The sequence below is a fragment of the Aeromonas sp. QDB14 genome (assembly GCF_027707845.1).
Lineage (GTDB): Bacteria > Pseudomonadota > Gammaproteobacteria > Enterobacterales > Aeromonadaceae > Aeromonas > Aeromonas caviae.
Map to the genome: position 1 here is coordinate 1 of NZ_JAPCJD010000068.1, position 23154 is coordinate 23154.

The window sequence follows — 23154 nt, forward strand, 5'->3', positions numbered from 1 at the left end:
TGGATTTAGGGACTCAGAATACTTTTTTCTGAAAATCAAGGCGGCCTTCCCCGGAAAGCCGCGATGAACCTTTTTTTTGCGGAAATCCCCCATGTCTCGCGTCATCCTGCTCTGGAGCGGCGGCAAAGATGCCATGCAGGCCCTCTGCCACGCCCGGGAGGCGGGCCATCAGGTGGCGGCCCTGGTCACCTTTGCCCCGCCAGCGCCACGCTTTCTCGCCCATCCCCTGTCACAGGTTCGCCGTCAGGCGGCGGCCCTCGCGCTGCCCCATCGGCTGGTCACCATCGAAGCGCCCTTCGATCTCGGTTATGAGCGGGCCCTGGCGGCATTGAAAGAGGAGTGGCAACTCGATGGGGTCGTCACCGGCGACATCGACAGCGTGGGGGGCGCGCCGAACTGGATCCGCGAGCGCTGTCGACCCCTGGGGCTCACCGTTCACACCCCGCTATGGCAACAACCCCGCGAGGCGTTGCTGGCGGACATGCTGGCCCGCGGCATCGTCGCCCACCTCTCCTGCGTCGATACCCGGGTACTGGCCCCCGAGTGGGTGGGGCGCAGGCTCGATGCGGCCACCCTGGCCGAATTGCAGCAACTGGCGGCAACCCGGGGCTTCGATGCCTGCGGCGAGCAGGGGGAGTACCACACCATGGTGACCGACGGCCCCGGGTTTGCGGCGCCGCTGACACTCGGCCACTGGCAGGTGGCGCGCCAGGAGCACCTCGCCTATCTGCTGGAGGACGAGGAATGACCTCTCACGAGGGCGACACATAAAAAACGGGAGGCGCTGGCCTCCCGTTTTGCTTGTCCTTAACGTTGACCTAGTTGGCCAGCTTGCCCAGCACCCGCTTAAGCAGGCGGATGCGCGGCTCGATGCTGTCCAGCAGCAGGAACTCCGCCTCCGAGTGAAAGCCACCCCCCATGGGGCCGAAGCCATCGAGGGACGGCACCCCGGCCGCCGCGGTGAAATTGGCATCGGAGCCGCCACCGGCCTCCAGCCAGGTGAAAGGGACTCCCTCCTCCCTGCCTGCCGCCTCCACCAGTGCCATCAGGGCCTCGGTGTCGCCGCTCGGGCGCATCGCGGGCTTGAAGCTCTGGCGCGCCACCTCGACCCGGCAACCGGCGAGGAAGGGGTTGTTGGCCATGAAGGTGAGCCGGTCGTGCACCGCCTGCGCCTCTTCGTTGCGCCAGAAGCGCAGATCCACGATCGCCTCGGCAAAGTCGGGCACCACGTTGACGCCGGTCCCCCCCTGCACCACCCCCACGTTCATGGTGGTACCGGTTTCCATGTTGACCTGCTGGTTGATGGCGAGCACCCAGTGGGCCAGCTCCGTGATGGCGGAGATCCCTTGTGCCAGGGCCGAACCGGCATGGGAGGCCTTGCCGTGGAAGGTGATGCGGTACTTGGCATTGCCCTTGCGGGCGCTGATGAGATCCCCGCTCGGGCGGGCCGCCTCGGCCACCAGCACGCAGCCGCTCTGTCTGGCCCGCTCCACCAGCCACTCTTTGGACCAGGGGGAACCAATCTCCTCGTCGCAGTTGCAGCAAACCAGCACCTTGAGCCTGGCCAGCACGGCCGGGTCCAGCTCTTTCAAGGCATACCAGGTAGAGAGCAGGCCGCTCTTCATGTCCGAGACGCCGGGGCCAAAGGCCTGATTGCCTTCGATTTTCAGCGGTCGCTTGGCCGCCGTCCCCTCGGGGAAGACGGTGTCCATGTGGCCCACCAGCATGACGTCGTAGTGATCCGCCCCCGGGGCATTGGTTGCCTCGAGGCAGGGGCCGTACTCGGCGGCGAACTGGTGGCGGGTCACCTGCCAGCCGATGGCCTCATATTTCTCGGTCATGATGTCGGCGACCCGGGCCACCCCGGCCGGGGTGCGGATGCCGCAGTCGAGGTTGATGAGCGGGGCGAGATCCGCCAGATAGGTATCGAGGGAAAACGGGCGCGTGAGGTCGTTCATTGTCTTCTCCATGGAACAATCTGCGTAAAACACAGACTGTTTTTGCAACGATAAGAGTGGGCGGGCACTCGACGCCGTCTCGTCAACGGCGGTCGACCAGCGTGGATCAACTGGCCGCCGCCTCTACTACACCAGAGCCTTTACATGAACAGCAGATAGTTGAGGAGCAGCGCCGTCACCAGGGCCCCCGCCATGGGCACGCTGGTGCGCTTGACCACCACGAAGGGAGAGACCTTGGCGATGCCCGCACAGGCGATGAGCACCGCCGCGATGGGGGAGACGGTGCGGCCGATGCTCGAGGCGAGCTGCATCGGCAGCAGCATGGTCACCGCTGGCACGCCAAACTTGGCTGCCACCGCGGGGGCCAGGGAGGAGAAACTGAGGAAGGCTGCGTTGCCCGAGCCCATGATGACCGCCGCCACCATGATGAGCCCCACCATCACCAGGGTCATCAGGCCGCTGCCGATGCCGGCATTGCTGGCAGAGTGCAGCAGGGTATCGATGGCGCCGATGGCCTTGAGGGATTCGGCGAAGAGCTCGGCACAGACGATGAGCGCCACCACGGGGCCGAACACCTTGCCCATGCCGTCGAGGAAGCTGGAGAGCCCCGCGAAGGCGGTGCGCACCGAGCGGGTGCGCAGCAGCTCGCACAGCATGCCGATAAAGACCGACAGCAGCATGGCCACCTCCACGCTGACGCTGATGCTGGTCACCAGGAGCTTGGAGAAGGTCATCATCAGTACGAAGGGGATGATGGGCAGCAGGCCGTACCAGGTTGGCGCGGCCACCTCGTCCGCCCCTTTTTCGTCAAGCTCCGCGTGCTCACCGCGATGCAGGGCCGGATCCCAGCCCTCCTGACGGTCACAGTGTCGCTGCCAGAAGAAGTGCAGCACCATGGTCACCAGCAGCATGGGGGCCACCAGCCAGATCTGGTAGTCGACGAAGTAGCTGGTGGGATCCATGCCGGATTGACCGGCGGAGAAGATGGCGTTGGTCTGGGTCGGGCCGATTTCGAACGCCTGGGAGGTGGCGATGACGCCGCAGGCGGAAGCCGGGCTGATGCCGAGGTTGCGCATCACAGGGTACATGGTGACCATCAACAGCAGGCCAAGGCCGGTGGCGGAGGTGACGAACAGGGAGACGAAGACCGCCACCAGGTAGCAGATGGCCAGCATCAGGTAGCTGGACTGGATGCCCGCCACCGGTTTGACCGCCACCCGCACCAGGGCCTGGGAGGCGCCGATATGGGACATGTAGGTGGCAAAGCCCGCCACCGCCATGATGGTGAGGCCAAGGCCCGCCGCCCGGTAGGAGAAGATCCCCTTGAACACCTCGAACAGGTCGAACAGGGCGAAGCCGGTGCTCTTGTCAGCGGGCAGAATGGGGTGCAATCCCAGCCAGTAGGCCACCGCAAAGAGGGCCATGCCCGCCAGCGCCAACACCGCCTGCGGGTTGTAATCCTTGATGATGCCGTAGACCACGGCGATCAGCACGAGCAAGACGAAGACGAGTTCCAAGGTGCACTCCTGACAAGATTATCGAGAAGCGCAATTTAGTGGGGGATCTCCCCTTTCCTCTTGATCACCATCAATCAAGATGGAAAAAACAAACGGTTGTAGATTTTTATTCCGAAAATAAAATTAAAAACGACATTTAACATCAAGGAACTGGATCTAGAATGCTCCCCAGGGTATCCCTGACCAACAACCGCCACTTTGTTTGCGTTGGATCAACATCCCGCCGGGGTGAACTGGCCAAGATGCCCGTCGACACAGAGCGACCATTTCGCACCGGAGAGAGTTATGACAAACCAAGCCACCGCAGGCACCCCGACCTGCGACTGCAAGCTGTGGGACATCCTCGTCGAGTCTGCAAAGGAACGCACCACCATTCGTTACTCCAAACTGGCCAGGCAGGCCGGGCTGGAGCAGTGCCAGGATGAACTGCGTACCCTGCTGCAACGCATCCGCATGTATTGCACCGAAAATCACCTGCCCATTCTCTCCGCCATCGTGATGGATGACGTGGGCAAATACGCCGGCCTCTCCTCCAGCCTGCCGGATGCCCCCTGGGAGCGGGCACGGGTCTTCGATCACGAGTGGACCACCCTGCACTGAGTGCCGCCCCCTGAATCCGGAACGCGCCCAGACCAGCAGGCGCGTTCTGGTTTTTGGCCCCCGCCGTTTCTTCCCCGGCCCCAGCGGCCCCATCCGGCCAGGTGTGCTTCCCTGTGAGGCTCCCTGCCCCCTGTCGTCCTATCCGGCCAGGTGTGCAGCATAAGGGCCTCCTCCCTCGGTCTCCCCCTTTGATGCCGCCGCGCATCCCGTCCCAGACCAGCGTGTGCTGGCGCGCGGCCCCCTCCCTTCTCCACTCGGCCTGACTGGTAAAACCAGCCCATCCGGCCATGAGCGTTGCCATGGGGGGGCCACAATGCCAGAATCGGGCCCTTGCACGATTTCAGGGCCGCCGGCCCGCAGACAAAGGATCCCCCATGGCCACCACCCTCTATGGCATCAAGAACTGCGACACCATCAAGAAGGCCCGCAAGTGGCTGGAGGAGGCGGGTATCGATTACCGCTTTCATGATCACCGCGCCGACGGTCTGAGCCCGGAACAGCTCGATCTCTGGCTCGCCAAGCTGGGCTGGGAAGCCCTGCTCAACACCCGTGGCACCACCTTCCGCGCCCTGCCGGAAGCAGAAAAACAGGGGCTCGACACCGCCAAGGCCCGTGACCTGCTGCTGGCCCACCCGGCCATGATCAAGCGCCCGCTGCTGGACCAGGACGGTACCCTGACCCTGGGCTTCAAGGCAGACCTCTATCAATCCCTCTTCTCCCGTTAACTTTTTCTGTTAAGGAACACCGATGTCGGACGTCATCACACTGGCCAAGGATTTGATCAGCCGCCCCTCCGTGACCCCCCTGGATGAAGGGTGCCAGACCCTGATGGCGGAGCGCCTCGCGCGCCTGGGGTTCGTCATCGAACCCATGGTCTTTGAGGACACCACCAACCTCTGGGCACGCCGTGGCAGCGAGGGTCCCCTCTTCTGCTTCGCCGGCCACACCGACGTGGTACCCGCCGGCCCCCTGGAGAAGTGGGACACCCCGCCATTCGAGCCGACCATCAAGGACGGCATGCTCCATGGCCGGGGCGCCGCCGACATGAAGGGGTCCCTGGCCGCCATGGTGGTGGCGACCGAGCGCTTTGTGGCCGAGCACCCGGACCACAAGGGCTCCATCGCGTTTCTCATCACCTCGGATGAAGAGGGGCCCTTCATCAACGGCACGGTACGCGTCATCGACACCCTGGAGGCACGCAACGAGAAGATCCGCTGGTGCATCGTCGGCGAACCCTCCTCCACCGCCCAGGTCGGGGACGTGGTGAAGAACGGCCGTCGCGGCTCCATCACCGGCGATCTGCTGGTGCGCGGGGTGCAGGGCCACGTCGCCTACCCCCATCTGGCGGACAACCCTATCCACAAGGCGGCACCGGCGCTGGCGGAGCTCGCCGCCATCGAGTGGGACAAGGGCAACGCCTACTTCCCCCCCACCAGCTTCCAGATCGCCAACATCCAGGGCGGCACCGGCGCCTCCAACGTCATTCCGGGGGAGTTGCAGGTCCAGTTCAACTTCCGCTTCAGCACCGAGCTCACCGATGCGGCTATCCGCGAGCGGGTCGAGGCGCTGCTGACCCGTCACGGCCTGGACTTCGAGCTGAAGTGGACCCTCTCCGGCCAGCCCTTCCTGACGGACACCGGCGCCCTGCTGGAAGCCACCGTCGCCGCCGTGGCGGCAGTGAACGGCCAGCAGCCGGCCCTGCTCACCACGGGGGGCACGTCCGATGGGCGCTTCATCGCTCCCACCGGGGCGGAAGTCATCGAGCTCGGCCCGGTCAACGCCACCATCCACAAGGTGAACGAGTGCGTGAAGGCGGACGATCTGGATCTGCTGGCGGACATGTACCAAGGGGTGCTGGCACGACTGCTGGCATGAGCGGTGCTCCGGACAAGAGAGACCAGACCATGAATCAGGATCAACTGCTTGGGCTGGATGAGAGCCACCTCATCCTGGTGGGGCGCGGCCCCCATCGTCTGACCGCCGCCACCGCGGCGGCCTTCAACGACATGCAGGTGGCTGCCGCCCATGCCGGTTTCAACCTGCAGGCGGCCTCCAGCTGGCGCGGCTTCGAGCGCCAGCTCGCCATCTGGAACGGCAAGTGGCGCGGGGAGCGCCCTCTGCTGGATGCGCACAACCAGCCCCTCGATGCCCTGCAACTGGGCGAGACCGAACGACTGCACGCCATCCTGCACTGGAGCGCCCTGCCCGGCACCAGCCGCCATCACTGGGGCACGGATCTCGACATCTACGATCCGGACTGCCTCCCCGCCGGCACCCGGCTCGCGCTGGAACCCTGGGAGTACGAGGCGGGCGGCTGGTTTGCCGATTTGCGCGAATGGCTGGACGATCACATGAACGACTTCGGCTTCTTCCTGCCCTATGCAAAAGGGGAGCAACCGGCTCAGGGGGTGGCCTACGAGCCCTGGCACCTGAGCTTCGCGCCCGAATCCGATGGGCTGGCCCTGGATCCGGCGGCGCTGGCGCTTTGTCTGGAACGAGCGGATATTGAAGGCAAGGAGTGCATCCTGGCTCATCTCGACGAGATCCTGGCCCGCTATGTCACCCCGGCACACCACGAAAGGAGATTCTGATGAGCTTGTGGTTATGGATAGGCTTGCCGCTGCTGTTTCTGCTCGGCCTGTTTCTCAACGCCATCAAGGACATGAAGCAGCTCGAGAAACAGCTGCCCAAGTACAAGGACAAGATCCGGGAGGTCAAGGACGACGAGGACGACTGACCCCCTCGCAGGAGCCCGTCGGCGCTCCTGCACCCTTCCCGTCCACGGCATTTTTTCGCCCTCTGCCGCCCCCTCTGCCTGCACTGAAAGCCCCATCCATTGCCCCCTTTCCCTGCGCTTTCCCGCGCGGGCACGCCACCCTCGCCCTGCTTGAAAACTGCGCAACAAACGTAAAAAACTGCAAAACAATGCACAATTAAGCCACACAAAGGGGGTCAATCTGCATATAATGTGCCTGTTTTGCAGCCCGCCATAAGGAGTTCGCCATTGGATGCCACCACCGTCAACAGTTTCTTCTTCATCGGTGCCCTGTTGGTGGGCGCCAGTGTCCTGTTGAGCGCACTCTCCTCCAGAGTCGGCATCCCCATCCTGGTCATCTTCCTCGCCGTCGGCATGCTGGCGGGTGAGGATGGTCCCGGCGGCATCCACTTCGCCGACTACTCGGTCGCCTACCTGGTGGGCAACCTGGCACTGGCCATCATTCTGCTGGACGGCGGCATGCGCACCCGGGTCTCCTCCTTTCGGGTCGCGCTCTGGCCCGCGCTCTCGCTGGCCACGGTCGGGGTGGCCATCACCACCGGCCTCACGGGCCTCGCCGCCGCCTGGCTGTTCGACCTCAACCTGATGCAGGGGATGCTCATCGGTGCCATCGTCGGCTCCACCGATGCGGCGGCGGTCTTCTCCCTGCTCGGCGGGCGCAGCCTCAACGAGCGGGTCAGCGCCACCCTGGAGATAGAATCGGGCAGCAACGATCCCATGGCGGTCTTTCTCACCGTCACCCTGATCGAGGTGCTGGCCACCGCCCAGCAGGGGCTGGATGCCGGCTTCCTGCTGTTGCAACTCGTCAAGCAGTTTGGTCTGGGCGCTGGCATCGGCCTTGCGGGGGGCTGGCTGCTGTGGAAGCTCATCAACAGTGCCAAGCTCGCCCCCGGTCTCTATCCCCTGCTCACCGTGAGCGGCGGCCTGCTCATCTTCGCCCTCACCACGGCGGTGGGGGGCAGCGGCATCCTGGCCATCTACCTCACCGGCCTGCTGCTTGGCAACCTCTCCCTGCGCAGCCGCAGCACCACCCTCTCCGTGCTGGACGGCCTGACCTGGCTCAGCCAGATCGGCATGTTCCTGGTGCTGGGGCTGCTCGCCTCTCCCCACAAGTTGCTGCCCATCGCCCTGCCGGCGCTGGCCCTGGCCATGTGGATGATCCTGTTTGCCCGTCCGGTGTCGGTCTGGATTGGACTGCTGCCGTTCAAGAACTTCGCGCCGCGCGAGCGCTGGTTTATCTCCTGGGTGGGGCTGCGCGGCGCCGTGCCCATCATCCTGGCGGTCTTCCCCATGATGGCGGGGCTGCCCAATGCCCAGCTCTACTTCAATGTCGCCTTCTTCGTGGTGCTGGTTTCGCTGATCCTGCAGGGCAGCTCGCTGCCGCTGGCATCAAAGCTGGCGCGAGTGGAGGTGCCCGCACCGCCCTCTCCCATCAACCGCTCTGGGCTGGAAATCGATCTCGACAGCCAGTGGGAGACCTTCGTCTATCGCCTGAGCGCCGAGAAGTGGTGCATCGGCTCTCCCTTGCGGGAGCTGCGCATGCCCCAGGGCACCCGCATCTGCGCCCTGTTCCGCGGCCAGGAGCTGCTCCACCCCTCGGGCAGTACCTGCCTGCAATCCGATGACATCCTGTGCGTCATCGGCCACGAGCACGACCTGCCCGCCCTCGGTCAGCTCTTCAGCCAGGCGCCGGAGCAGGATCTGGGCCCGCGCTTCTTCGGTGACTTCCTGCTGGAGGCCAACGCCAGGCTGGTGGATCTCGCCCCGCTCTACGGGCTGGATGTGAGCGAGATGGCGGATCAGAGCCTCGGCGATTTTATTGCCCACCAGTTGGGCGATAATCTGGTGGTCGGTGACCATGTCACCTGGCAGGGACTGCTCTGGACGGTGGCGGAAATGGAAGAGGGTGAACCCCGCAAGATAGGGGTGCGCTTCCTGGAAGAAGACCCCGTCTAGGCGCCGGCCATCGTAGCCCGCATTTGTGTGAGAAGGGAGTGAACCATGCCTTATCAAACCCTGTTGTCCGGTCTGTATCCTCCCTCGCCCAAGCTGGGCCTCATCGAGGGTTTCTTTGGCAAGGGCTGGAGCTGGGAAGCCCGTGCCCGCTACGCCCAGTGGCTGCCCCGCCACGGCTATGGCTTCTACCTCTACGCCCCCAAGGAAGACGGCTACCTACGCAAGCACTGGGCCACGCCCTGGCCCGCCGAACAGCTTGAAGCCCTGTGCCAGCTCGCCCGCCAGTGCCGGGAGAACGGTCTGGCCTTCGGGGTGGGCCTGAGCCCCATGGGGGCTCATCACGACTATGCCCGCCAGCGACCCGCCCTGCTGGAGAAAGTGAAGCTCATCGAGGAGGCGCTCAAGCCCGATATCCTGGCGATCCTGTTTGACGACATGAAGGGGGACACCCCGGATCTCGCCCACTGGCAGCTCACCATCGCCCACGATATCGCGGCCCACACCGACGCAGGCCGCCTGCTGTTCTGCCCCAGCTACTACAGCACGGATCCGGTGCTGGAGAAGGTGTTCGGTGCCATGCCCCCCCACTATCTGCAGGATCTGGGTCAGGGGCTCGACAAGCGCATCGATGTCTTCTGGACCGGACCCAAAGTCTGCTCCACCGAGTATCCGGCTGCCCACCTCAAACAGGCCGCCGACTGGCTCCATCGCAAGCCCTTCCTGTGGGACAACTATCCGGTCAATGACGGCAGCAAGGCGAGCAGCTTCCTGCACCTGCGCGCCTTCGAAAACCGTCCGGCAGAGCTGGCGGATCTCGTGAGCGGCCATGCGGTCAATCCCATGAAGCAGGCGGCCCTCTCGGCCCTGCCGCTCGCCACCCTGCCCATGAGCTACAAGCTCGGCAAGCAGTACGATCCTGACAAGGCGCTGCACGCCTCCCTCAACGCCACCTGCGGGCCGCAGATCTCCGCCATGATCCAGGCCGACCTGCCGCTCTTCCAGGACATCGGTCTGGCCCAGCTCACCCCCGAGCAGGTCATCCACCTCAAGAGCCGCTACCTGCCGTTCCAGGATCAGGCCTGCGTGAACGAGATCCTGCGCTGGCTGGCCGGGGAGTACGTGTTCGATCCGGACTGCCTGACCGACTGACCTCATGAGTCCATGAAAAGTGGGTTCATAAAAAAACGGGCCCATGTAAAAGGCCACCTCCCGGGCAGGGAGGTGGCCTTTTTGCATCATCTCTCTTCAGGTGCCCCATGGCGTCACATAGGGCGGCAGATTGAGCGGGTGTTTAACCGAAGGCCAGCCAGACCCCGACAAACAGCATGAGAGAGCCCGCGATCCGGTTCATCAGAGTGACATTGCCGCTCTTGGCGAGGAAATGGCGCAAGGTGCGGCCACCGCTGGCATAGAGCATCAGGCAGGAGAACTCGATGACCAGGATGAGCGCGACCAGGGCCCCTATCTGGGGTGCCATCGGCTTGGCCGCATTGATGAAGGGGGGCAGCAGGGAGACCATGAAGGCCCACCCCTTGGGGTTGGCGATGGCGGTCACGAACCCCTGCACGGCCAGTCCCATGGGGCTGGTCTGCTGGCCCGCCGAGAGATCCGCCGGGATGGCCATCTTGCCCTTGGCCTGCCACATCTGGATGCCAAGCCAGACCAGGTAGGCGCCACCTACATATTTGAATGCGGAGAACAGGGCCGGGTAGTTGAGCATGACTGCCGCCACCCCGACCACCGACAGCACGGAGACCAGGCCGACGCCGACAAGCTCCCCCCACATCATGTGCAGGGTACGGCGCACCCCCAGACTCATGCCCAGGGTCATCGCCAGGGTCATGCACATACCGGGGGTTACTGAGACAAAAAAGAACGTGGGAATAAAGAGCGCCAAGATGGCGGGATCAATCCAGTCGGACACACTACACCTCCAGGGTAACAAGCAGACGATCTTGCCTATCACACTCTTTTAACACAAGAAAAACCTTTTCATTCAGCAAGAATTCAGCATTAAAAACCCTGTGACAAGGATTGTCGCGCCTGTGTAAGATGCCGCCTCACTCCTCTTTCGGGTTAGGATCTTTCATGTCATTGAATAATCTGTCCATTCGTCTTCAAGTGCTTATCCCTCTCCTGCTCGCCAGCCTGTTGATGCTGCTGATGGCCGTGATCAGCAAACAGGAAATCGACGGTGCCATTCAGGACATGAATGAAACCACCGCCAGCGTCACCCGCCACAAGGACGACATCGCGGCCCTGATCCACGCCACCTACCGGCTGCGCACCAACGCCATCTACGGCCTCTACGATGAGGCCCTCTTCGCCCAGTTGCCGGCCCAGCTCTCCGCCGCCGAACAGGAGATTGGCGCCATCCTGACCAGACTGGTTGTCACCGGTGCCGAGCAGGACAACCGTCAGGTCGCGGCCGCCCTGCAGGCCTACCTCGGCCACACCCGCAGCAGCATGCTGCCCCTGCTGACCGCCAAGTACCAAGGCAGTGGCGATCCCGCCGCCTATGAGCAGGCCCGCCTGCACTTTCGCGATCTGGGGGAGGCGCTCATCAAGCAGATCGATGCCATGTCCGTCCACATCAATCAGCTGACCCAGACTGAGATTGCCGAGGAGCAGGCCCACTACCGCGCGACCCTGCTGCGCACCCTGCTGCTGATGGGGGGCACCCTGATCGCGGCCCTGCTGGGCGGCTGGTGGATCTCCGGGCGCATCGTGCAGCCCATCGGCCAGTTGCAGGAGGTGATGCACGCCGTCGCCCTCGGCCGCTTCAACGTGCGTGCCAATGCCGAAGGCAACAACGAGCTGGGCCAGCTCGCCAGGGATATCAACCGAACCCTGAGCCAGCTTGCCAACACCATCCAGACCCTGACCGGCATCAGCGGCAATGTGGCCTCCGCCGCCACCGAGCTTGCCGCTGTGATGACCCAGGCAGAGGTCAACGCCCAGCAGCAGCGCGGTGAGACCGAACAGGTGGCCTCCGCCGTCACCGAGCTGGCCAGCACCGCCGACAACGTCAACCACAACGCCGCCCTGGCCGACGAGCTGGCCAGGGATGCCAACAGTCGGGTCGAGCAAGGGCTGGCCCTGTTTGCCGAAAGCATCGAGGCCAACGGCCGCATGGCGGGTAGTCTAGAGAACACCGCGACTGTGGTGGCCAGGCTCAAGTCCCAGTCCGAGCAGATCGGCAAGGTGATCGAAGTCATTCAGAGCATTTCGGAGCAGACCAACCTGCTGGCCCTCAACGCCGCCATCGAGGCGGCCCGCGCCGGTGAAAGCGGCCGCGGCTTTGCGGTGGTGGCCGACGAAGTGCGCCTGCTGGCCGCCCGAACCCAGGACTCCACCAAGGAGATCCAGGCCATCATCGAGCAGTTGCAGAGCCAGTCCCTCTCCGCCAACAGCGGCGTGCAGCAGACCCTGGAGATCCTCGGCCACAACCGGCAGCTCTCCGCCGAGGTACAGGCCTTGCTGGGGGGCATCACGGACGCGGTCAACCAGATCAACGGTGCCAACGCCCAGGTGGCGACCGCGGCAGAACAACAATCCTGCGTCACCGCCGACATCAGCCGCAACCTCACCAACATCCACGAGATCGTGAACCAGAACGCCGCCGGCATCAGCCAGAGTGCCGCCGCCAGTCACGAACTGTCACAGCTCGCCGAGCAGCAGCGCAGGCAGCTCGCCCAGTTCCAGCTCTGATCCCGAGAGGGTCTCTTCGATACCGCGGGGCCCGGCGCAGGCCCCGCACTTGCCCCTCCCCCTTCACGCCTCCTGTTTAAAACGGCTTTTTGCCATCAAGGTGCCATTGGGGGCTGGGCTGCATTCACAAATGTGGGTATGGTAGAGGCACGTCACTCCCCCTCATCGAGAGATCATCATGAGCCTCAAGTTCAAGAAACCCGCTTTTATCATGCTCGGCCTCATCGCCCTGCTCTCCGCACTCTGGCTCGATTTCTATCTGCCGGAACACACCATCGCCACCATCACCGGGGTGGAGGTGAAGCGCACCGACAAGGATGGCCCCATCAGCCAGAAGAACCCGGCTGACGGCCCCACCACCGACGTCTATTACATCTACACCGAGCGCCCCGGCGAGAAGATCCGGGTGTTTCGCAATGAAGACACCGAATGGGGCTGGCCCTTCTACTTCAAGTTCAACGCCGCCGACGTCCAGGCCAAGGCCAAGTCCATGGAGTTCGAAAAACGCCTGGCCATCATCACCTCCTACGGCTGGCGCGTGAACATGTTCTCCATGTTCCCCAACGTCACCAAGATCGCGAGCACCGAGCCCGATGCCTCCACCTGGAGCTTCTTCCGCTGGTTCTGGTTCGGTGTCTGGGCCCTGGTGATGGGCAAAGCGGCCATCGCCACCTGGCGCTACTTCGATCGCCTCGAGGACGAGATATGAGCGAGCCGAGCAAGACCCGCACCAGCTTCTATCGCCGGCTCTACGTGGCTCACCTCATCAGTCAGGGCACGGACACCGTGCCCGCCATCATGGAGGCGACCGGCATGCCGCGCCGCACCGCCCAGGACACCCTCAGCGCCCTGGCTGAGCTCGACATCCAGTGCGCCTTCGAGCAGACCGAGGGGGCTCGCCATCTGCAGGGGCACTACCGCATCAGTGACTGGGGGCCCATCAATCCGGCCTGGATTGCCGCGCAGCTTCCCGTTATCAGGCAGACCCTGGGGTATCCCTGACACCCCGGGCCCTGCTCTGCCTCCCATAGAGAAGGGGCCAGCCTTGCGGCTGGCCCCTTTCTTGTCTGGCCTGATATCCCGTTGCCCTCCCCCGAGCTCACTCCCCTTCGCCGAAAGACTCTTCCGGCAGCGGCTCCGCCGGCTCACCCCGGGTGCAGTCGATGATGGAGCGCTTGGGATTGTTGGGGTCGCGCAGCAGCAGGGGTGCCATCCCCTCGTCATGCAGCCTCTCGTCGGAAAATTCGCTGCCATAGGCGTTGTGGGTCAGCCTGCGAGCATTGGCGATGGGGGTATCCACGAAGAGGGCATGTACCTCGAAGGTGGAGGCCGGCACCAGGAAGCCGACGATGGGCAGGCCGTGCAACTCCTGATGGACCTTGTACCAGGCAAAGCCCTCGCTCACCTTGTCAGGGGTATACATGGCGAGCTGCGGATTGGCCGGGCGCCCGGTCTCGATGTCGAGATGAAGGGTGTCCAGCTCGCAGGTCGCCAGCCCCTGCCACATCTTCTCGAACGGGGTCGCGCAACCCGTCAGTTGCATGCATGTCAGCAGCGCCAACGTCCCTTTCCACATTCCCAACCCCTTATCCGATGTCCAGGATGTCAACCAAATGAGCGCAGTCGCTGCACCAGCAACTCGATGAAACCGACCCTGTCGAGCCCCAGCAGCACCAGGGCATTGGCCGGTTTGCCGGTCAGGTCGTAGCGATCCACCACCGTCATCCCCAGGGTATGGGTCCCGCCGGTTTCGATATCGACCCGGCACTCCACCCCGTGAAACAGGGAGGGCGCCAGCAGCCAGGCGATGGTACAGGGGTCATGGAGCGGCGCGCCAGCAAATCCCCACTTGGGATCCCGATGATAGATCATGAAAAAGTCGAGCAGCTGTGCCACGCACTGCGCCACCGGGTTGGGAATGGCGCGTACCCGCTCGATATCCTCGTCCATCACCTGGGCCTCGTGGGTCACGTCCAGCCCGCACATGGTGATGGGCAGCCCCGACTTGAAGACCATATCGGCCGCTTCGGGATCCACATAAATATTGAATTCCGCCGCGGGGGTCCAGTTGCCCGCACCGGCGGCGCCCCCCATCAGCACGATGCGGGCGATCTTCTGCTTGAGCTCGGGGTGGGCCGCCAGCAAGAGGGCAATGTTGGTGAGCGGCCCGGTCGGCACCAGGGTGACCGGCTCCGGGCTCTCGCGCAGACATCTTGCCATCAGTTCAAGGGCGCTCATCGCCCGGGGAGCAAAGGCGGGATCCGGCAGCTCTGGGCCGTCCAGCCCCGATTCGCCATGGACGTTGTCGGCGATAATGAGCTCACGGGCCAGAGGCTTGGCAGCCCCCGCCGCCACCGGGATGTCGTCGCGGCCGAGCAGGGTCAGGATGCGCAGGGCATTGTTGAGGGTCTTGTCCGGGGTCTGGTTGCCCGCGCTGGTGGTGACCGCCAGTACCTTCAGCTCGGGGCTCGCCAGCGCCAGAATGAGGGCGATGGCATCATCGTGGCCGGGATCGCAATCGAGAATAACGGGCAACGCCATGGACAGACTCCTTACAACATGACAGGGAGCCATACCTTAGCAAGAGATGGCCAGATGAACTCAGGAGGGAGTCACAAAACGCCTCAACCAACGAGATCAAGTACTTGGCGACAGGCCTTGGGAGCGGACACCCAGATTCGCCGCGCCGCCATCGTTCGGGTATGATCCCTCCCCCTTCATCGTCCGACTGCCCCATGTCCGTCATCGTCGACATCTTCATCGCCCCGCCCTGCGCCGCCACCATCGAGATCCTGTTTGAGGATGCGCATCTGCTGCTTATCAACAAGCCGAGCGGCCTGCTGAGCCTCTCGGGCAAGAACCCGCAGAACCTCGATTCGGTCCACTACCGGCTGGTACAGGATTACCCCGGCTGCACCCTGGTGCACCGCCTCGACTTTGGCACCTCGGGCGTCATGGTGGTGGCCAAAAACAAGAGCATCAACGCCCTGCTCTGCCACCAGTTCAGCCAGCGCACCGTGAGCAAGGCTTACGAGGCACTGCTCTGCGGCCATCTGGCGGTGGATGAGGGCGTCATCGACGCATCCATCGCCAAGGATCCGGCGCTGTTCCCGCTGATGAGCATCTGCGCCGCCAGCGGCAAACCCGCCCGCTCACGCTATCGGGTGATGGAGCGGCTCACCCTGGAGGGGGCAGGCCAGCCGGTGCCATTGACCCGGGTCAGGCTGGTACCGGAAACCGGGCGCACCCACCAGCTGCGCATCCACAGCCAGTGGCTGGGCCATCCCATCCTGGGATGCGATCTCTATGGCGGCCTGCTCCCGCCAGGCTGCGAACGAGCCCCCAGACTGATGCTGCACGCCAGTGAACTCGGTTTTGTGCACCCGGTGAGCGGCGAAGCGGTACAGATCCGCTGTGAGGCACCCTTTGCGCAGGCACTGGCGGCCATGACGGTGCAACAGGGGTAACGAAGAAGGGGGAAAGCAGGGCCAGGAAGGCAAAAGGGGCAAACGGCGGATAAAGATAGGGGCCGCGCTTTCGCAACGGCCCCCACCCCCCACTCGGTGTGGTGCTATCAGATCAGCTTGCGGGCGGCGCCCAGCACGATCTTGATGGCATCAGATTCGGTTTTCGCCATGGTTTCGGCGTTCGGGATTTCCTGCTGGGTACGGTTCACGATGACACCGGCCACCATGCCCGCACGCAGGCCCTGGCTGGTACACATGGTCAGCAGGGTTGCGGACTCCATCTCGTAGTTCAGCACGCCCATGGCTTGCCACTCTTTCATGGAACCCTGGAAACGTTGTACCACGCGGCCGGATACGGTGTCGTAACGCTCCTGACCCGGGTAGAAGGTGTCAGAAGAAGCAGTGACGCCCACATGCAGCTTGGAGCCCAGCTCCTTGGCGGTGTTCACCAGGGCGGTGGTGCAGTCAAAGTCGGCCACTGCCGGGAACTCCATCGGCGCGAAGTGCAGGCTGGCACCGTCGAGGCGCACGGAGCCGGTGGTGACGATCACGTCGCCCACGTTCAGGTGCGGCTGGATGGCGCCGGTGGTGCCGATGCGCAGGAAGGTACGGATACCCAGCTGGGCCAGCTCTTCCACCGCGATGGAGGTGGACGGGCCACCGATACCGGTGGAGCAGATGATCACGGCCTTGCCGTCCATCTCGCCGCGCCAGGTGGTGAATTCACGATGGCTGGCCAGGTGCACCGGGTTGTCCAACAGTTCTGCGATGCGCTTCACGCGCTCGGGGTCACCGGGGACGATCGCCAGGGTGGCGCCTTGCAGATCCGCTTTTTTCAAACCCAAGTGAAATACATCAGACATAGTGGACTCCTGGTTGCGCCCCGCCGCATGGCAGCCGAGTGCAGTTAAGGTGATTCTTTACGGTACTTTCAAGCCGGTGTCCCCTCATCCGGGGAGGCGCCAACTATGGTCGAAAGCGCTTTCCAATTCCTTGATGCGCCTCACACTTCTGCGCTTCAAAGCTGACAAAAATGGCGCGAAACGTTTGCTAAGATGATGAATTTCTTGAAAAACGTTTTTATGCTCCTTTTGCACTCCCATCCCTTTTCAAGCCTTGAGCGACCGTCCATTTAAAGAGCGCGATCGAGTCCACAAAGTTGCAAACGAGATACCATTGACCCCTTCTCATCCCCTCCGACGCTGTTATGTTGGCGCCCGCATACCACTTAATGGCTAATCATACGGAGTCCATCATGGCGACATTCAAGTTCTACATTCCCGCAATCAACCTGATGGGGGCGGGCTGCCTGCAGGAAGCGGCAGCGGATATCCAGGGACATGGCTATCGCAAGGCGCTCATCGTCACCGACAAGATCCTGGGCCAGATTGGCGTGGTGGGCCGGCTTGCCGCCCTCCTGGCCGAGCACGGCATCGACGCAGTGGTGTTCGATGAGACCAGACCCAATCCCACCGTGGCCAACGTCGAGGCGGGTCTTGCGATGATCCGGGCCCACGGCTGCGACTGCGTCATTTCGCTCGGCGGCGGCTCACCCCACGACTGCGCCAAGGGCATCGCCCTGGTGGCCGCCAATGGGGGCAGCATCAAGGATTACGAGGGGGTTGATCGCTCCGCCAAGCCGCAGTTGCCGCTCATCGCCATCAATACCACCGCCGGCACCGCCTCCGAGATGACCCGTTTTTGCATCATTACCGACGAATCCCGTCAGGTGAAAATGGCCATCATCGACAAGCACGTCACGCCGCTGATGTCGGTCAACGACCCGGAACTGATGCTGGCCAAGCCCGCCGGCCTCACCGCCGCCACCGGCATGGATGCCCTGACCCACGCCATCGAGGCCTATGTCTCCACCGCCGCCACCCCGGTCACCGATGCCAGCGCCGTGATGGCCATCGCACTGATTGCCGAACACCTTCGCACCGCCGTGCATCAGGGGGAGGATCTCCATGCCCGTGAGCAGATAGCCTATGCACAGTTCCTGGCCGGCATGGCCTTCAACAACGCAAGCCTGGGCTATGTGCACGCCATGGCTCACCAGCTCGGCGGCTTCTACGACCTGCCCCACGGGGTGTGCAATGCGGTGCTGCTGCCCCATGTCCAGGCCTACAACGCCCGGGTGTGCGCCGGTCGGCTCAAGGATGTGGCCCGTCATATGGGGGTGGATGTGAGTGCCATGAGCGATGAGCAGGGTGCGGCGGCAGCCATTGACGCCATCCAGCAACTGGCTCGCGACGTCAAGATCCCCGCCGGTCTGGAGCAGCTCGGGGTCAGGGCCGACGACCTCGACGTGCTGGCCAACAATGCGCTCAAGGATGCCTGTGGTCTCACCAACCCCAGGCAGGCGACTCACGCGGAGATCGTCGCCATCTTCCGCGCCGCCATGTAAGGGGGCAAGATCTGCCAGGGCCGCCACGCGGTCCTTTTTATTGGCTGATGGATCAATGGCTTTTTACTTCCGCACGGGGAGTGGGTATGATTTGCCGAGCTAAAAAGACTGTATGGATGATCTGAACCCGATATGCGGATGAAACACCTGATTGCCGCGGCCCTGACCGCCCTCACCCTGTCCGGTTGCAGCCTGGTCTATCGCATCGATATTCCCCAGGGCAACTATGTGGAACAAAAGCAGGTCGACAAGCTGCGCCAGGGCATGACCCGCGAACAGGTCGAGTTCGTGCTGGGTTCTCCCATGTTGCGCGACAGCTTTGACCCCAACACCTGGTACTACCTCTATGAGTTCCAGCCCGGTCGGGGCGACAAGGAGCGCAAGGAGCTGACCCTCAACTTCGTGGGTGACAGACTGGCCACCGTGACCGGTGATTTCCCTCTCCCTGCCGCCTTCACCACACCGCTCTAGATGACATTACAAAACCGGCTTCTGCCGGTTTTGTTCTCTCTGGCCCCGGCGATGTCGCCGGGCCACACTCTGGATGCCTCATTGCCCCGAGGAGATCATTATGAGTCGATTCCTGATTGCCGGCGCCACCGGTCTGATTGGCAAAGCCTTGCTGCGCGAGCTGGGGACGGAGCACGACCTCCTCCTGCTCTGCCGCAAACCGGGCGACCCCGCTCCGGGACGCACCTGGCTGCCCACCTCGTTCGACGCGCTGGACAGATTGACGCTGCCCTCCCCTGTGGATATTGCCTTCTGCTGCCTTGGCACCACCCGCAAGGATGCCGGCTCGGCCGAGGCATTTCGCCGGGTCGATCTCGACTATGTGCTGGCCTTTGCCGCGCTCGCCCGTCGCCACGGCTGCCGCCGCCTGCTGGTGGTCTCCAGTCTGGGCGCCAACCCGGGTTCCCCTGCCCTCTATCCCCGCACCAAGGGCGAGATGGAGCAGGCCCTGCTGGCCCAGGAGTGGCAGCGGCTCGTCATCCTGCGCCCGGCCATGCTGCTCGGCCATCGAGAACCTGCGCGCCGTTCGGAGCAGATCATCCAGGCCATCTATCCGCTGGTAAAGCCCCTGCTGCGCGGGTCGCTGCGCCGCTGGCGTGCCATCGAGGCCAGTCAGGTGGCGCACGCCATGGCGCGCCTTGCCATCCAGGAGAGCGGGATAGAGACGGTGGAAAACGAGCGCCTGCTCACCCTGTGATGCCCCGTGCCGGGCGAGACGATCACAAAGGGGCGCCACGGCGCCCCTTGTCACAACCCATCACCCGTCAGGTGCCGGCATCGTCTCGCTTGCGGTGCACATCGGGCCGCCCGCCGGTGACCACATCGGCACGCCCCTCTTCCTTGGCTTTTTCCGCACGCTTCTTGCGCATCTCCTTGGGATCGGCGATGAGAGGGCGGTAGATCTCGATGCGATCCCCCTCCTGCACCGACTCTGTGCCCTTCACCGGACGGCTGTAGATACCGAACTTGTTGACCGACAGGTCGATCTCCGGGTGCTTTTGCAGGATGCCGGACTGTTCGATGGCCGCCAGCACGCTGGTCTCGGGCGCGACCCGGATGCACAGCACCGTCTGCCGCTCGGGCAGGGCATAGGCCACTTCGATATTGAGGAGCTCAGACACCGTAAACCACCTTGGCACGATTGGAGAAGGCAAGCACCATGGAGCTCACCAGCTCACGGAAGATCTGGCCAAAGGCCAGCTCAATGAGCTTGGAGGTGAACTCGAAGTCGAGATCGAACTCCACCTTGCAGGCATCCACGTCCAGGGGTGTGAAGGTCCACCATCCCGCCAGCTTGCTGAAAGGCCCCTCCACCAGCTCCATCTTGATGGTGCGATTGGCATCAAGCTGGTTACGCGTGGTAAAGGTCTTGGCGATACCTGCCTTGGCCACATCGACCGAGGCCATCATGTAGTCTTCACCTGACTCGTGAACACGGCTGCCGACACAGCCGGGCAGGAACTCAGGATAGGCATCAACATCATTGACCAGCCGGAACATCTGTTCCGCGCTGAACATCACCAGGGCACTGCGAGTAATACGGGGCATGGGTTTTCCTCATCCAATCGGCCCGATTTTATCACCTTGTCAGCCAAAATCACCGCCGAAACTGTTCGCGGGTCACCAAGCAGGGCAATCGCACACTTTCCGGCCAGTGTGGCCTGCTCTCGCCCCGCCCTTCCCTCAAAATCGTCATCGAACTGCTCACAAAGCCGCCACTCGGAGCGCTGTGCGTTTTACAGCCGCCGCCACCCACGTATAATGCGCCTTCCTAAACATTGCCTAAGGCCCCCGTCATGAGCAAAAAGAACAGTAAAAACAAAGCCGGGTCCAGCACCATTGCACTCAACAGAACCGCCCGTCACGAGTACTTCATCGAAGAGCGCGTGGAAGCCGGCCTGTCCCTGCAAGGGTGGGAAGTGAAGTCCCTGCGGGCGGGCAAGGCCAACATCAGCGAAGCCTATGTCATCTTCATGCAGGGGGAAGCCTTCCTGTTCGGCTCCAGCTTCCTGCCGCTGAACGCCGCCTCCAGCCACGTGGTATGCGATCCGACCCGCACCCGCAAATTGCTGCTCAGTCGCCGTGAACTCGACAAGCTCGAGAGCCTGACCGCTCGTCAGGGCTACACCATAGTGCCGCTGGCCCTCTACTGGAAAGCGTGCTGGGTCAAGGTCGAGATCGGCCTGGTGAAGGGCAAGAAAGAACACGACAAACGTGAAGATACCAAGGCCCGGGAATGGGATCGGGAAAAAGCCCGCATCATGAAAAACAAACACCGCGGTTGATTGTGCGCCGCCGGCCCCCATGCGGCGACCAATAAACCAGCAATCGACCGGCCAAGGCCGGTCGATTGCCATCAACGCCTTGCCATGACAGGATTTTTGCGTACAATCCCTTTTGACAACTTGGGGCTGATTCTGGATTCGACAAGATTCACAAAACCCAAGGTGCATGCCGAGGTGCGGTAGGCCTCGTTAATAAACCGCAAAAAAATAGTCGCAAACGACGAAAACTACGCACTCGCAGCTTAATAACCTGCGCTGAGCCCTTCTCCCCTAGCTTGCCTGTGTCCTAGGGAAATGGAAGGTCATCCTTCACAGGATCGTGTGGAAGTCCTGCTCGGGGCGGAAGCATTAAAACCAATCGAGCTAGTCAATGCGTGGCGTGTCTCTCCGCAGCGTGTTGGCGAATGTAAAGAGTGACTAAGCATGTAGTACCGAGGATGTAGTAATTTTGGACGGGGGTTCAAATCCCCCCAGCTCCACCAAATACCGGTCCAACAGTGACCAACGAAGTCCAAGAAACCCGCATAGCATAAGGCTTTGCGGGTTTTTTGTTGTCTTATGCTGTCCAATGGGGTGCATTGCCATCCAGCCCTTTTAGGCATATCGTTAGGCATATCGTTTTGTATGCCTTCCGGAGCGTATGCCTATGCCTCGTATCACCCGCCCCTTGTCCCCAACCGAGATCAAAGCAGCTAAGCCCAAGGAGAAGGAATACACCCTCTGCGACGGGGCGGGCCTGGAGCTCGTCATCAAGCCCAATGGTTCCAAGTTGTGGCGCCTGCGCTACTACCGCCCTCTCACTAAGCAACGAAATATGATCAGCTTTGGCTCTTGGCCGGAGATGTCGTTGGCTGACGCGAGAGAGAAGCGCTCCGAAGCTAAAACGTTGCTGCAACAAAACATTGATCCCCAGCACCATCGTGACGAGCAGGCATCCGCCGCGTTATCGCTGAGCGAGCATACTTTTGAGGCTGTCGCCAAGCGCTGGTTTGATGTCAAACGCCCTTCCGTCACCCCAGCCTATGCCGAAGATCTCTGGCGTTCGCTCGAAATGTATCTGTTCCCCGAGATCGGCACTGTACCCGTGATGGAGATAAAGGCGCAGAGAGCTATCAAGATCATCGAGCCCATCGCTGCAGCAGGTAAGCTTGAAACCGTTCGCCGCCTCACCCAGCGGGTGAACGAGATCATGACCTTTGCCGTTAACTCGGGCCTGATCGATGCCAACCCTTGTTCGGGGATCAGCAAGGTGTTTCAGCGGCCAGCCAAACAGCACATGCCCAGCATTAATCCCAACCAGTTACCAGAACTGATGAACAGGCTATCGAAGGCCAGCATCAATCTGCAGACCCGCTGCCTCATCGAATGGAGCCTGCATACCTTGGCTCGCCCCAGCGAGGCGGCCGGAGCAAGATGGGCAGAGATCGATATGGAAAAGAAACTCTGGCGGATCCCACCAGAGAGAATGAAGAAGCGCAGAGGTCATGACGTGCCCTTGACGCCACAAACACTTGCCTATCTGGACCTCATGCGACCGATCAGCGGCCATCGTGAATTTATCTTCCCTGGTATCCGTAATCCTAAAACGCACACCAACGAGCAAACAGCCAATGCGGCCTTGAAAAGAATGGGATATGAAGGGACCTTGGTCGCTCACGGCCTGCGAGCCTTGGGCAGCACGACCCTTAACGAGAGAGGATTTGATCGAGACGTTATCGAAGCCGCTTTGGCGCACTCTGACAAAGATGAGGTTCGTAGCGCATACAATCGCACGGATTATCTGGAACGCCGTAGGGAGATGATGATCTGGTGGTCAGAGCATATTGATGCAGCATCCAAAGTCGGTTCAGCACTGACGTGGTTGCCATCGTCAAATGTCAGCTGAGCTAAGGAAGGTGCGAATAAGTCATATGGCACGAGAGCATTTACTGGTAACCCATTGATATTAAATGACTAAAATTTTCATT

The 23154-nt window shown here is 62.5% G+C and carries 25 protein-coding genes and 1 other RNA gene; 18 read left to right on the forward strand and 8 right to left on the reverse strand.

Annotated elements, in window-relative coordinates; translation table 11 throughout:
- Positions 1–91: 91 nt before the first annotated feature.
- A complete protein-coding gene (locus PG887_RS17605; RefSeq protein WP_128296864.1) occupies positions 92–748 on the forward strand; it encodes an adenine nucleotide alpha hydrolase in 657 nt (218 codons plus the stop codon).
- Positions 749–818: 70 nt separating this feature from the next.
- On the opposite strand, the gene PG887_RS17610 is transcribed toward PG887_RS17605, so the two are convergent.
- Together PG887_RS17610 and dcuC are read right to left on the reverse strand one after the other, a co-directional pair.
- Positions 819–1958: a M20 family metallopeptidase gene (locus PG887_RS17610; protein WP_270822426.1), complete on the reverse strand. Its 1140-nt coding sequence runs from the start codon at positions 1956–1958 to the stop codon at positions 819–821.
- Between the two features lie 140 nt (positions 1959–2098).
- Positions 2099–3475, reverse strand: a complete 1377-nt coding sequence (dcuC, locus tag PG887_RS17615; protein WP_069652810.1) for a C4-dicarboxylate transporter DcuC — start codon at positions 3473–3475, stop codon at positions 2099–2101.
- A gap of 285 nt (positions 3476–3760) precedes the next feature.
- Between dcuC and PG887_RS17620 the strand changes: the two genes are divergently transcribed.
- The 7 genes from PG887_RS17620 (at position 3761) to PG887_RS17650 (ending at position 9956) form a co-directional block, all read left to right on the forward strand.
- Positions 3761–4075, forward strand: a complete 315-nt coding sequence (locus PG887_RS17620; protein ID WP_010674057.1) for a hypothetical protein — start codon at positions 3761–3763, stop codon at positions 4073–4075.
- 374 nt (positions 4076–4449) lie between these two features.
- Complete coding sequence (locus tag PG887_RS17625; protein WP_039039874.1) at positions 4450–4800, forward strand: ArsC family reductase; 351 nt, start codon at positions 4450–4452, stop codon at positions 4798–4800.
- Between the two features lie 22 nt (positions 4801–4822).
- Complete coding sequence (gene dapE, locus PG887_RS17630; RefSeq protein WP_039039875.1) at positions 4823–5950, forward strand: succinyl-diaminopimelate desuccinylase; 1128 nt, start codon at positions 4823–4825, stop codon at positions 5948–5950.
- Positions 5951–5979: 29 nt separating this feature from the next.
- A complete protein-coding gene (locus tag PG887_RS17635; RefSeq protein WP_042879107.1) occupies positions 5980–6666 on the forward strand; it encodes a M15 family metallopeptidase in 687 nt (228 codons plus the stop codon).
- Positions 6666–6812 (forward strand): hypothetical protein, encoded by a 147-nt coding sequence (locus PG887_RS17640; RefSeq protein ID WP_010674048.1) that lies wholly within the window; start codon positions 6666–6668, stop codon positions 6810–6812. Before PG887_RS17635 ends, PG887_RS17640 begins: the two co-directional genes overlap by 1 nt.
- Positions 6813–7079: 267 nt before the next feature.
- Positions 7080–8807, forward strand: a complete 1728-nt coding sequence (locus tag PG887_RS17645; protein WP_270822431.1) for a potassium/proton antiporter — start codon at positions 7080–7082, stop codon at positions 8805–8807.
- Positions 8808–8852: 45 nt separating this feature from the next.
- On the forward strand, positions 8853–9956 hold the full coding sequence (locus PG887_RS17650) for a beta-N-acetylglucosaminidase domain-containing protein (protein ID WP_266141521.1): 1104 nt from the start codon (positions 8853–8855) through the stop codon (positions 9954–9956).
- Positions 9957–10098: 142 nt separating this feature from the next.
- On the opposite strand, the gene PG887_RS17655 is transcribed toward PG887_RS17650, so the two are convergent.
- Positions 10099–10731, reverse strand: coding sequence for a LysE family translocator (locus PG887_RS17655; RefSeq protein WP_039039878.1), 633 nt, complete (start codon positions 10729–10731; stop codon positions 10099–10101).
- A gap of 164 nt (positions 10732–10895) precedes the next feature.
- Here PG887_RS17655 and PG887_RS17660 point away from each other — a divergent pair, with 164 nt between their 5' ends.
- The 3 genes from PG887_RS17660 (at position 10896) to PG887_RS17670 (ending at position 13520) form a co-directional block, all read left to right on the forward strand.
- Positions 10896–12518, forward strand: coding sequence for a methyl-accepting chemotaxis protein (locus PG887_RS17660; protein ID WP_270822433.1), 1623 nt, complete (start codon positions 10896–10898; stop codon positions 12516–12518).
- Positions 12519–12696: 178 nt separating this feature from the next.
- Positions 12697–13227, forward strand: coding sequence for a DUF1523 family protein (locus PG887_RS17665; protein ID WP_010674042.1), 531 nt, complete (start codon positions 12697–12699; stop codon positions 13225–13227).
- Entirely contained in the window at positions 13224–13520 is a 297-nt protein-coding gene (locus tag PG887_RS17670) for a winged helix-turn-helix domain-containing protein (protein WP_039039881.1), read from the forward strand. Before PG887_RS17665 ends, PG887_RS17670 begins: the two co-directional genes overlap by 4 nt.
- A gap of 97 nt (positions 13521–13617) precedes the next feature.
- Here PG887_RS17670 and PG887_RS17675 read toward each other — a convergent pair whose 3' ends face one another.
- Entirely contained in the window at positions 13618–14094 is a 477-nt protein-coding gene (locus PG887_RS17675; RefSeq protein ID WP_104455615.1) for a hypothetical protein, read from the reverse strand.
- A gap of 29 nt (positions 14095–14123) precedes the next feature.
- On the reverse strand, positions 14124–15059 hold the full coding sequence (rihA, locus tag PG887_RS17680) for a pyrimidine-specific ribonucleoside hydrolase RihA (protein WP_010674039.1): 936 nt from the start codon (positions 15057–15059) through the stop codon (positions 14124–14126).
- A gap of 194 nt (positions 15060–15253) precedes the next feature.
- Here rihA and PG887_RS17685 point away from each other — a divergent pair, with 194 nt between their 5' ends.
- Positions 15254–15985: an RluA family pseudouridine synthase gene (locus tag PG887_RS17685; protein ID WP_420359772.1), complete on the forward strand. Its 732-nt coding sequence runs from the start codon at positions 15254–15256 to the stop codon at positions 15983–15985.
- A gap of 107 nt (positions 15986–16092) precedes the next feature.
- Here PG887_RS17685 and udp read toward each other — a convergent pair whose 3' ends face one another.
- The gene (udp, locus tag PG887_RS17690; RefSeq protein WP_010674037.1) at positions 16093–16848 is read right to left on the reverse strand and encodes a uridine phosphorylase; all 756 of its coding nucleotides are present in this window, start codon (positions 16846–16848) and stop codon (positions 16093–16095) included.
- Between the two features lie 392 nt (positions 16849–17240).
- Between udp and yiaY the strand changes: the two genes are divergently transcribed.
- The 3 genes from yiaY to PG887_RS17705 all read left to right on the forward strand — a co-directional run bounded on the left by yiaY (position 17241) and on the right by PG887_RS17705 (position 19599).
- Positions 17241–18392 (forward strand): L-threonine dehydrogenase, encoded by a 1152-nt coding sequence (gene yiaY / locus PG887_RS17695; protein WP_270822437.1) that lies wholly within the window; start codon positions 17241–17243, stop codon positions 18390–18392.
- A 132-nt stretch (positions 18393–18524) separates the two neighbouring features.
- Complete coding sequence (locus tag PG887_RS17700) at positions 18525–18863, forward strand: outer membrane protein assembly factor BamE (RefSeq protein ID WP_029314185.1); 339 nt, start codon at positions 18525–18527, stop codon at positions 18861–18863.
- Between the two features lie 100 nt (positions 18864–18963).
- Positions 18964–19599 (forward strand): NAD-dependent epimerase/dehydratase family protein, encoded by a 636-nt coding sequence (locus PG887_RS17705; protein WP_041212681.1) that lies wholly within the window; start codon positions 18964–18966, stop codon positions 19597–19599.
- Between the two features lie 67 nt (positions 19600–19666).
- Here PG887_RS17705 and PG887_RS17710 read toward each other — a convergent pair whose 3' ends face one another.
- On the reverse strand, positions 19667–20023 hold the full coding sequence (locus PG887_RS17710) for an RnfH family protein (protein WP_039039886.1): 357 nt from the start codon (positions 20021–20023) through the stop codon (positions 19667–19669).
- Positions 20016–20450: an SRPBCC family protein gene (locus PG887_RS17715; RefSeq protein ID WP_010673974.1), complete on the reverse strand. Its 435-nt coding sequence runs from the start codon at positions 20448–20450 to the stop codon at positions 20016–20018. Before PG887_RS17715 ends, PG887_RS17710 begins: the two co-directional genes overlap by 8 nt.
- 248 nt (positions 20451–20698) lie before the next feature.
- Between PG887_RS17715 and smpB the strand changes: the two genes are divergently transcribed.
- The 3 genes from smpB to PG887_RS17730 all read left to right on the forward strand — a co-directional run bounded on the left by smpB (position 20699) and on the right by PG887_RS17730 (position 23072).
- The gene (gene smpB / locus PG887_RS17720) at positions 20699–21187 is read left to right on the forward strand and encodes an SsrA-binding protein SmpB (RefSeq protein WP_010673973.1); all 489 of its coding nucleotides are present in this window, start codon (positions 20699–20701) and stop codon (positions 21185–21187) included.
- Between the two features lie 122 nt (positions 21188–21309).
- Positions 21310–21669, forward strand: a transfer-messenger RNA (tmRNA) gene (gene ssrA, locus PG887_RS17725).
- Positions 21670–21833: 164 nt separating this feature from the next.
- A complete protein-coding gene (locus PG887_RS17730; RefSeq protein ID WP_167824839.1) occupies positions 21834–23072 on the forward strand; it encodes an integrase domain-containing protein in 1239 nt (412 codons plus the stop codon).
- The last annotated feature ends 82 nt before the right edge of the window (positions 23073–23154 follow it).

What these genes read in the sequence shown, in the direction of transcription:
- PG887_RS17685 (WP_420359772.1), top strand. Translation starts at nt 15,254, where the DNA reads ATGTCCGTCATCGTCGACATCTTCATCGCCCCGCCCTGCGCCGCCACC.
- PG887_RS17640 (WP_010674048.1), top strand. Translation starts at nt 6,666, where the DNA reads ATGAGCTTGTGGTTATGGATAGGCTTGCCGCTGCTGTTTCTGCTCGGC.
- yiaY (WP_270822437.1), top strand. Translation starts at nt 17,241, where the DNA reads ATGGCGACATTCAAGTTCTACATTCCCGCAATCAACCTGATGGGGGCG.
- udp (WP_010674037.1), bottom strand. Translation starts at nt 16,848, where the DNA reads ATGTCTGATGTATTTCACTTGGGTTTGAAAAAAGCGGATCTGCAAGGC.
- PG887_RS17605 (WP_128296864.1), top strand. Translation starts at nt 92, where the DNA reads ATGTCTCGCGTCATCCTGCTCTGGAGCGGCGGCAAAGATGCCATGCAG.
- rihA (WP_010674039.1), bottom strand. Translation starts at nt 15,059, where the DNA reads ATGGCGTTGCCCGTTATTCTCGATTGCGATCCCGGCCACGATGATGCC.
- PG887_RS17715 (WP_010673974.1), bottom strand. Translation starts at nt 20,450, where the DNA reads ATGCCCCGTATTACTCGCAGTGCCCTGGTGATGTTCAGCGCGGAACAG.
- PG887_RS17675 (WP_104455615.1), bottom strand. Translation starts at nt 14,094, where the DNA reads ATGTGGAAAGGGACGTTGGCGCTGCTGACATGCATGCAACTGACGGGT.
- PG887_RS17670 (WP_039039881.1), top strand. Translation starts at nt 13,224, where the DNA reads ATGAGCGAGCCGAGCAAGACCCGCACCAGCTTCTATCGCCGGCTCTAC.
- PG887_RS17610 (WP_270822426.1), bottom strand. Translation starts at nt 1,958, where the DNA reads ATGAACGACCTCACGCGCCCGTTTTCCCTCGATACCTATCTGGCGGAT.
- PG887_RS17635 (WP_042879107.1), top strand. Translation starts at nt 5,980, where the DNA reads ATGAATCAGGATCAACTGCTTGGGCTGGATGAGAGCCACCTCATCCTG.
- dapE (WP_039039875.1), top strand. Translation starts at nt 4,823, where the DNA reads ATGTCGGACGTCATCACACTGGCCAAGGATTTGATCAGCCGCCCCTCC.
- PG887_RS17650 (WP_266141521.1), top strand. Translation starts at nt 8,853, where the DNA reads ATGCCTTATCAAACCCTGTTGTCCGGTCTGTATCCTCCCTCGCCCAAG.
- PG887_RS17665 (WP_010674042.1), top strand. Translation starts at nt 12,697, where the DNA reads ATGAGCCTCAAGTTCAAGAAACCCGCTTTTATCATGCTCGGCCTCATC.
- PG887_RS17705 (WP_041212681.1), top strand. Translation starts at nt 18,964, where the DNA reads ATGAGTCGATTCCTGATTGCCGGCGCCACCGGTCTGATTGGCAAAGCC.
- PG887_RS17625 (WP_039039874.1), top strand. Translation starts at nt 4,450, where the DNA reads ATGGCCACCACCCTCTATGGCATCAAGAACTGCGACACCATCAAGAAG.
- PG887_RS17730 (WP_167824839.1), top strand. Translation starts at nt 21,834, where the DNA reads ATGCCTCGTATCACCCGCCCCTTGTCCCCAACCGAGATCAAAGCAGCT.
- smpB (WP_010673973.1), top strand. Translation starts at nt 20,699, where the DNA reads ATGAGCAAAAAGAACAGTAAAAACAAAGCCGGGTCCAGCACCATTGCA.
- PG887_RS17700 (WP_029314185.1), top strand. Translation starts at nt 18,525, where the DNA reads ATGCGGATGAAACACCTGATTGCCGCGGCCCTGACCGCCCTCACCCTG.
- PG887_RS17660 (WP_270822433.1), top strand. Translation starts at nt 10,896, where the DNA reads ATGTCATTGAATAATCTGTCCATTCGTCTTCAAGTGCTTATCCCTCTC.
- PG887_RS17620 (WP_010674057.1), top strand. Translation starts at nt 3,761, where the DNA reads ATGACAAACCAAGCCACCGCAGGCACCCCGACCTGCGACTGCAAGCTG.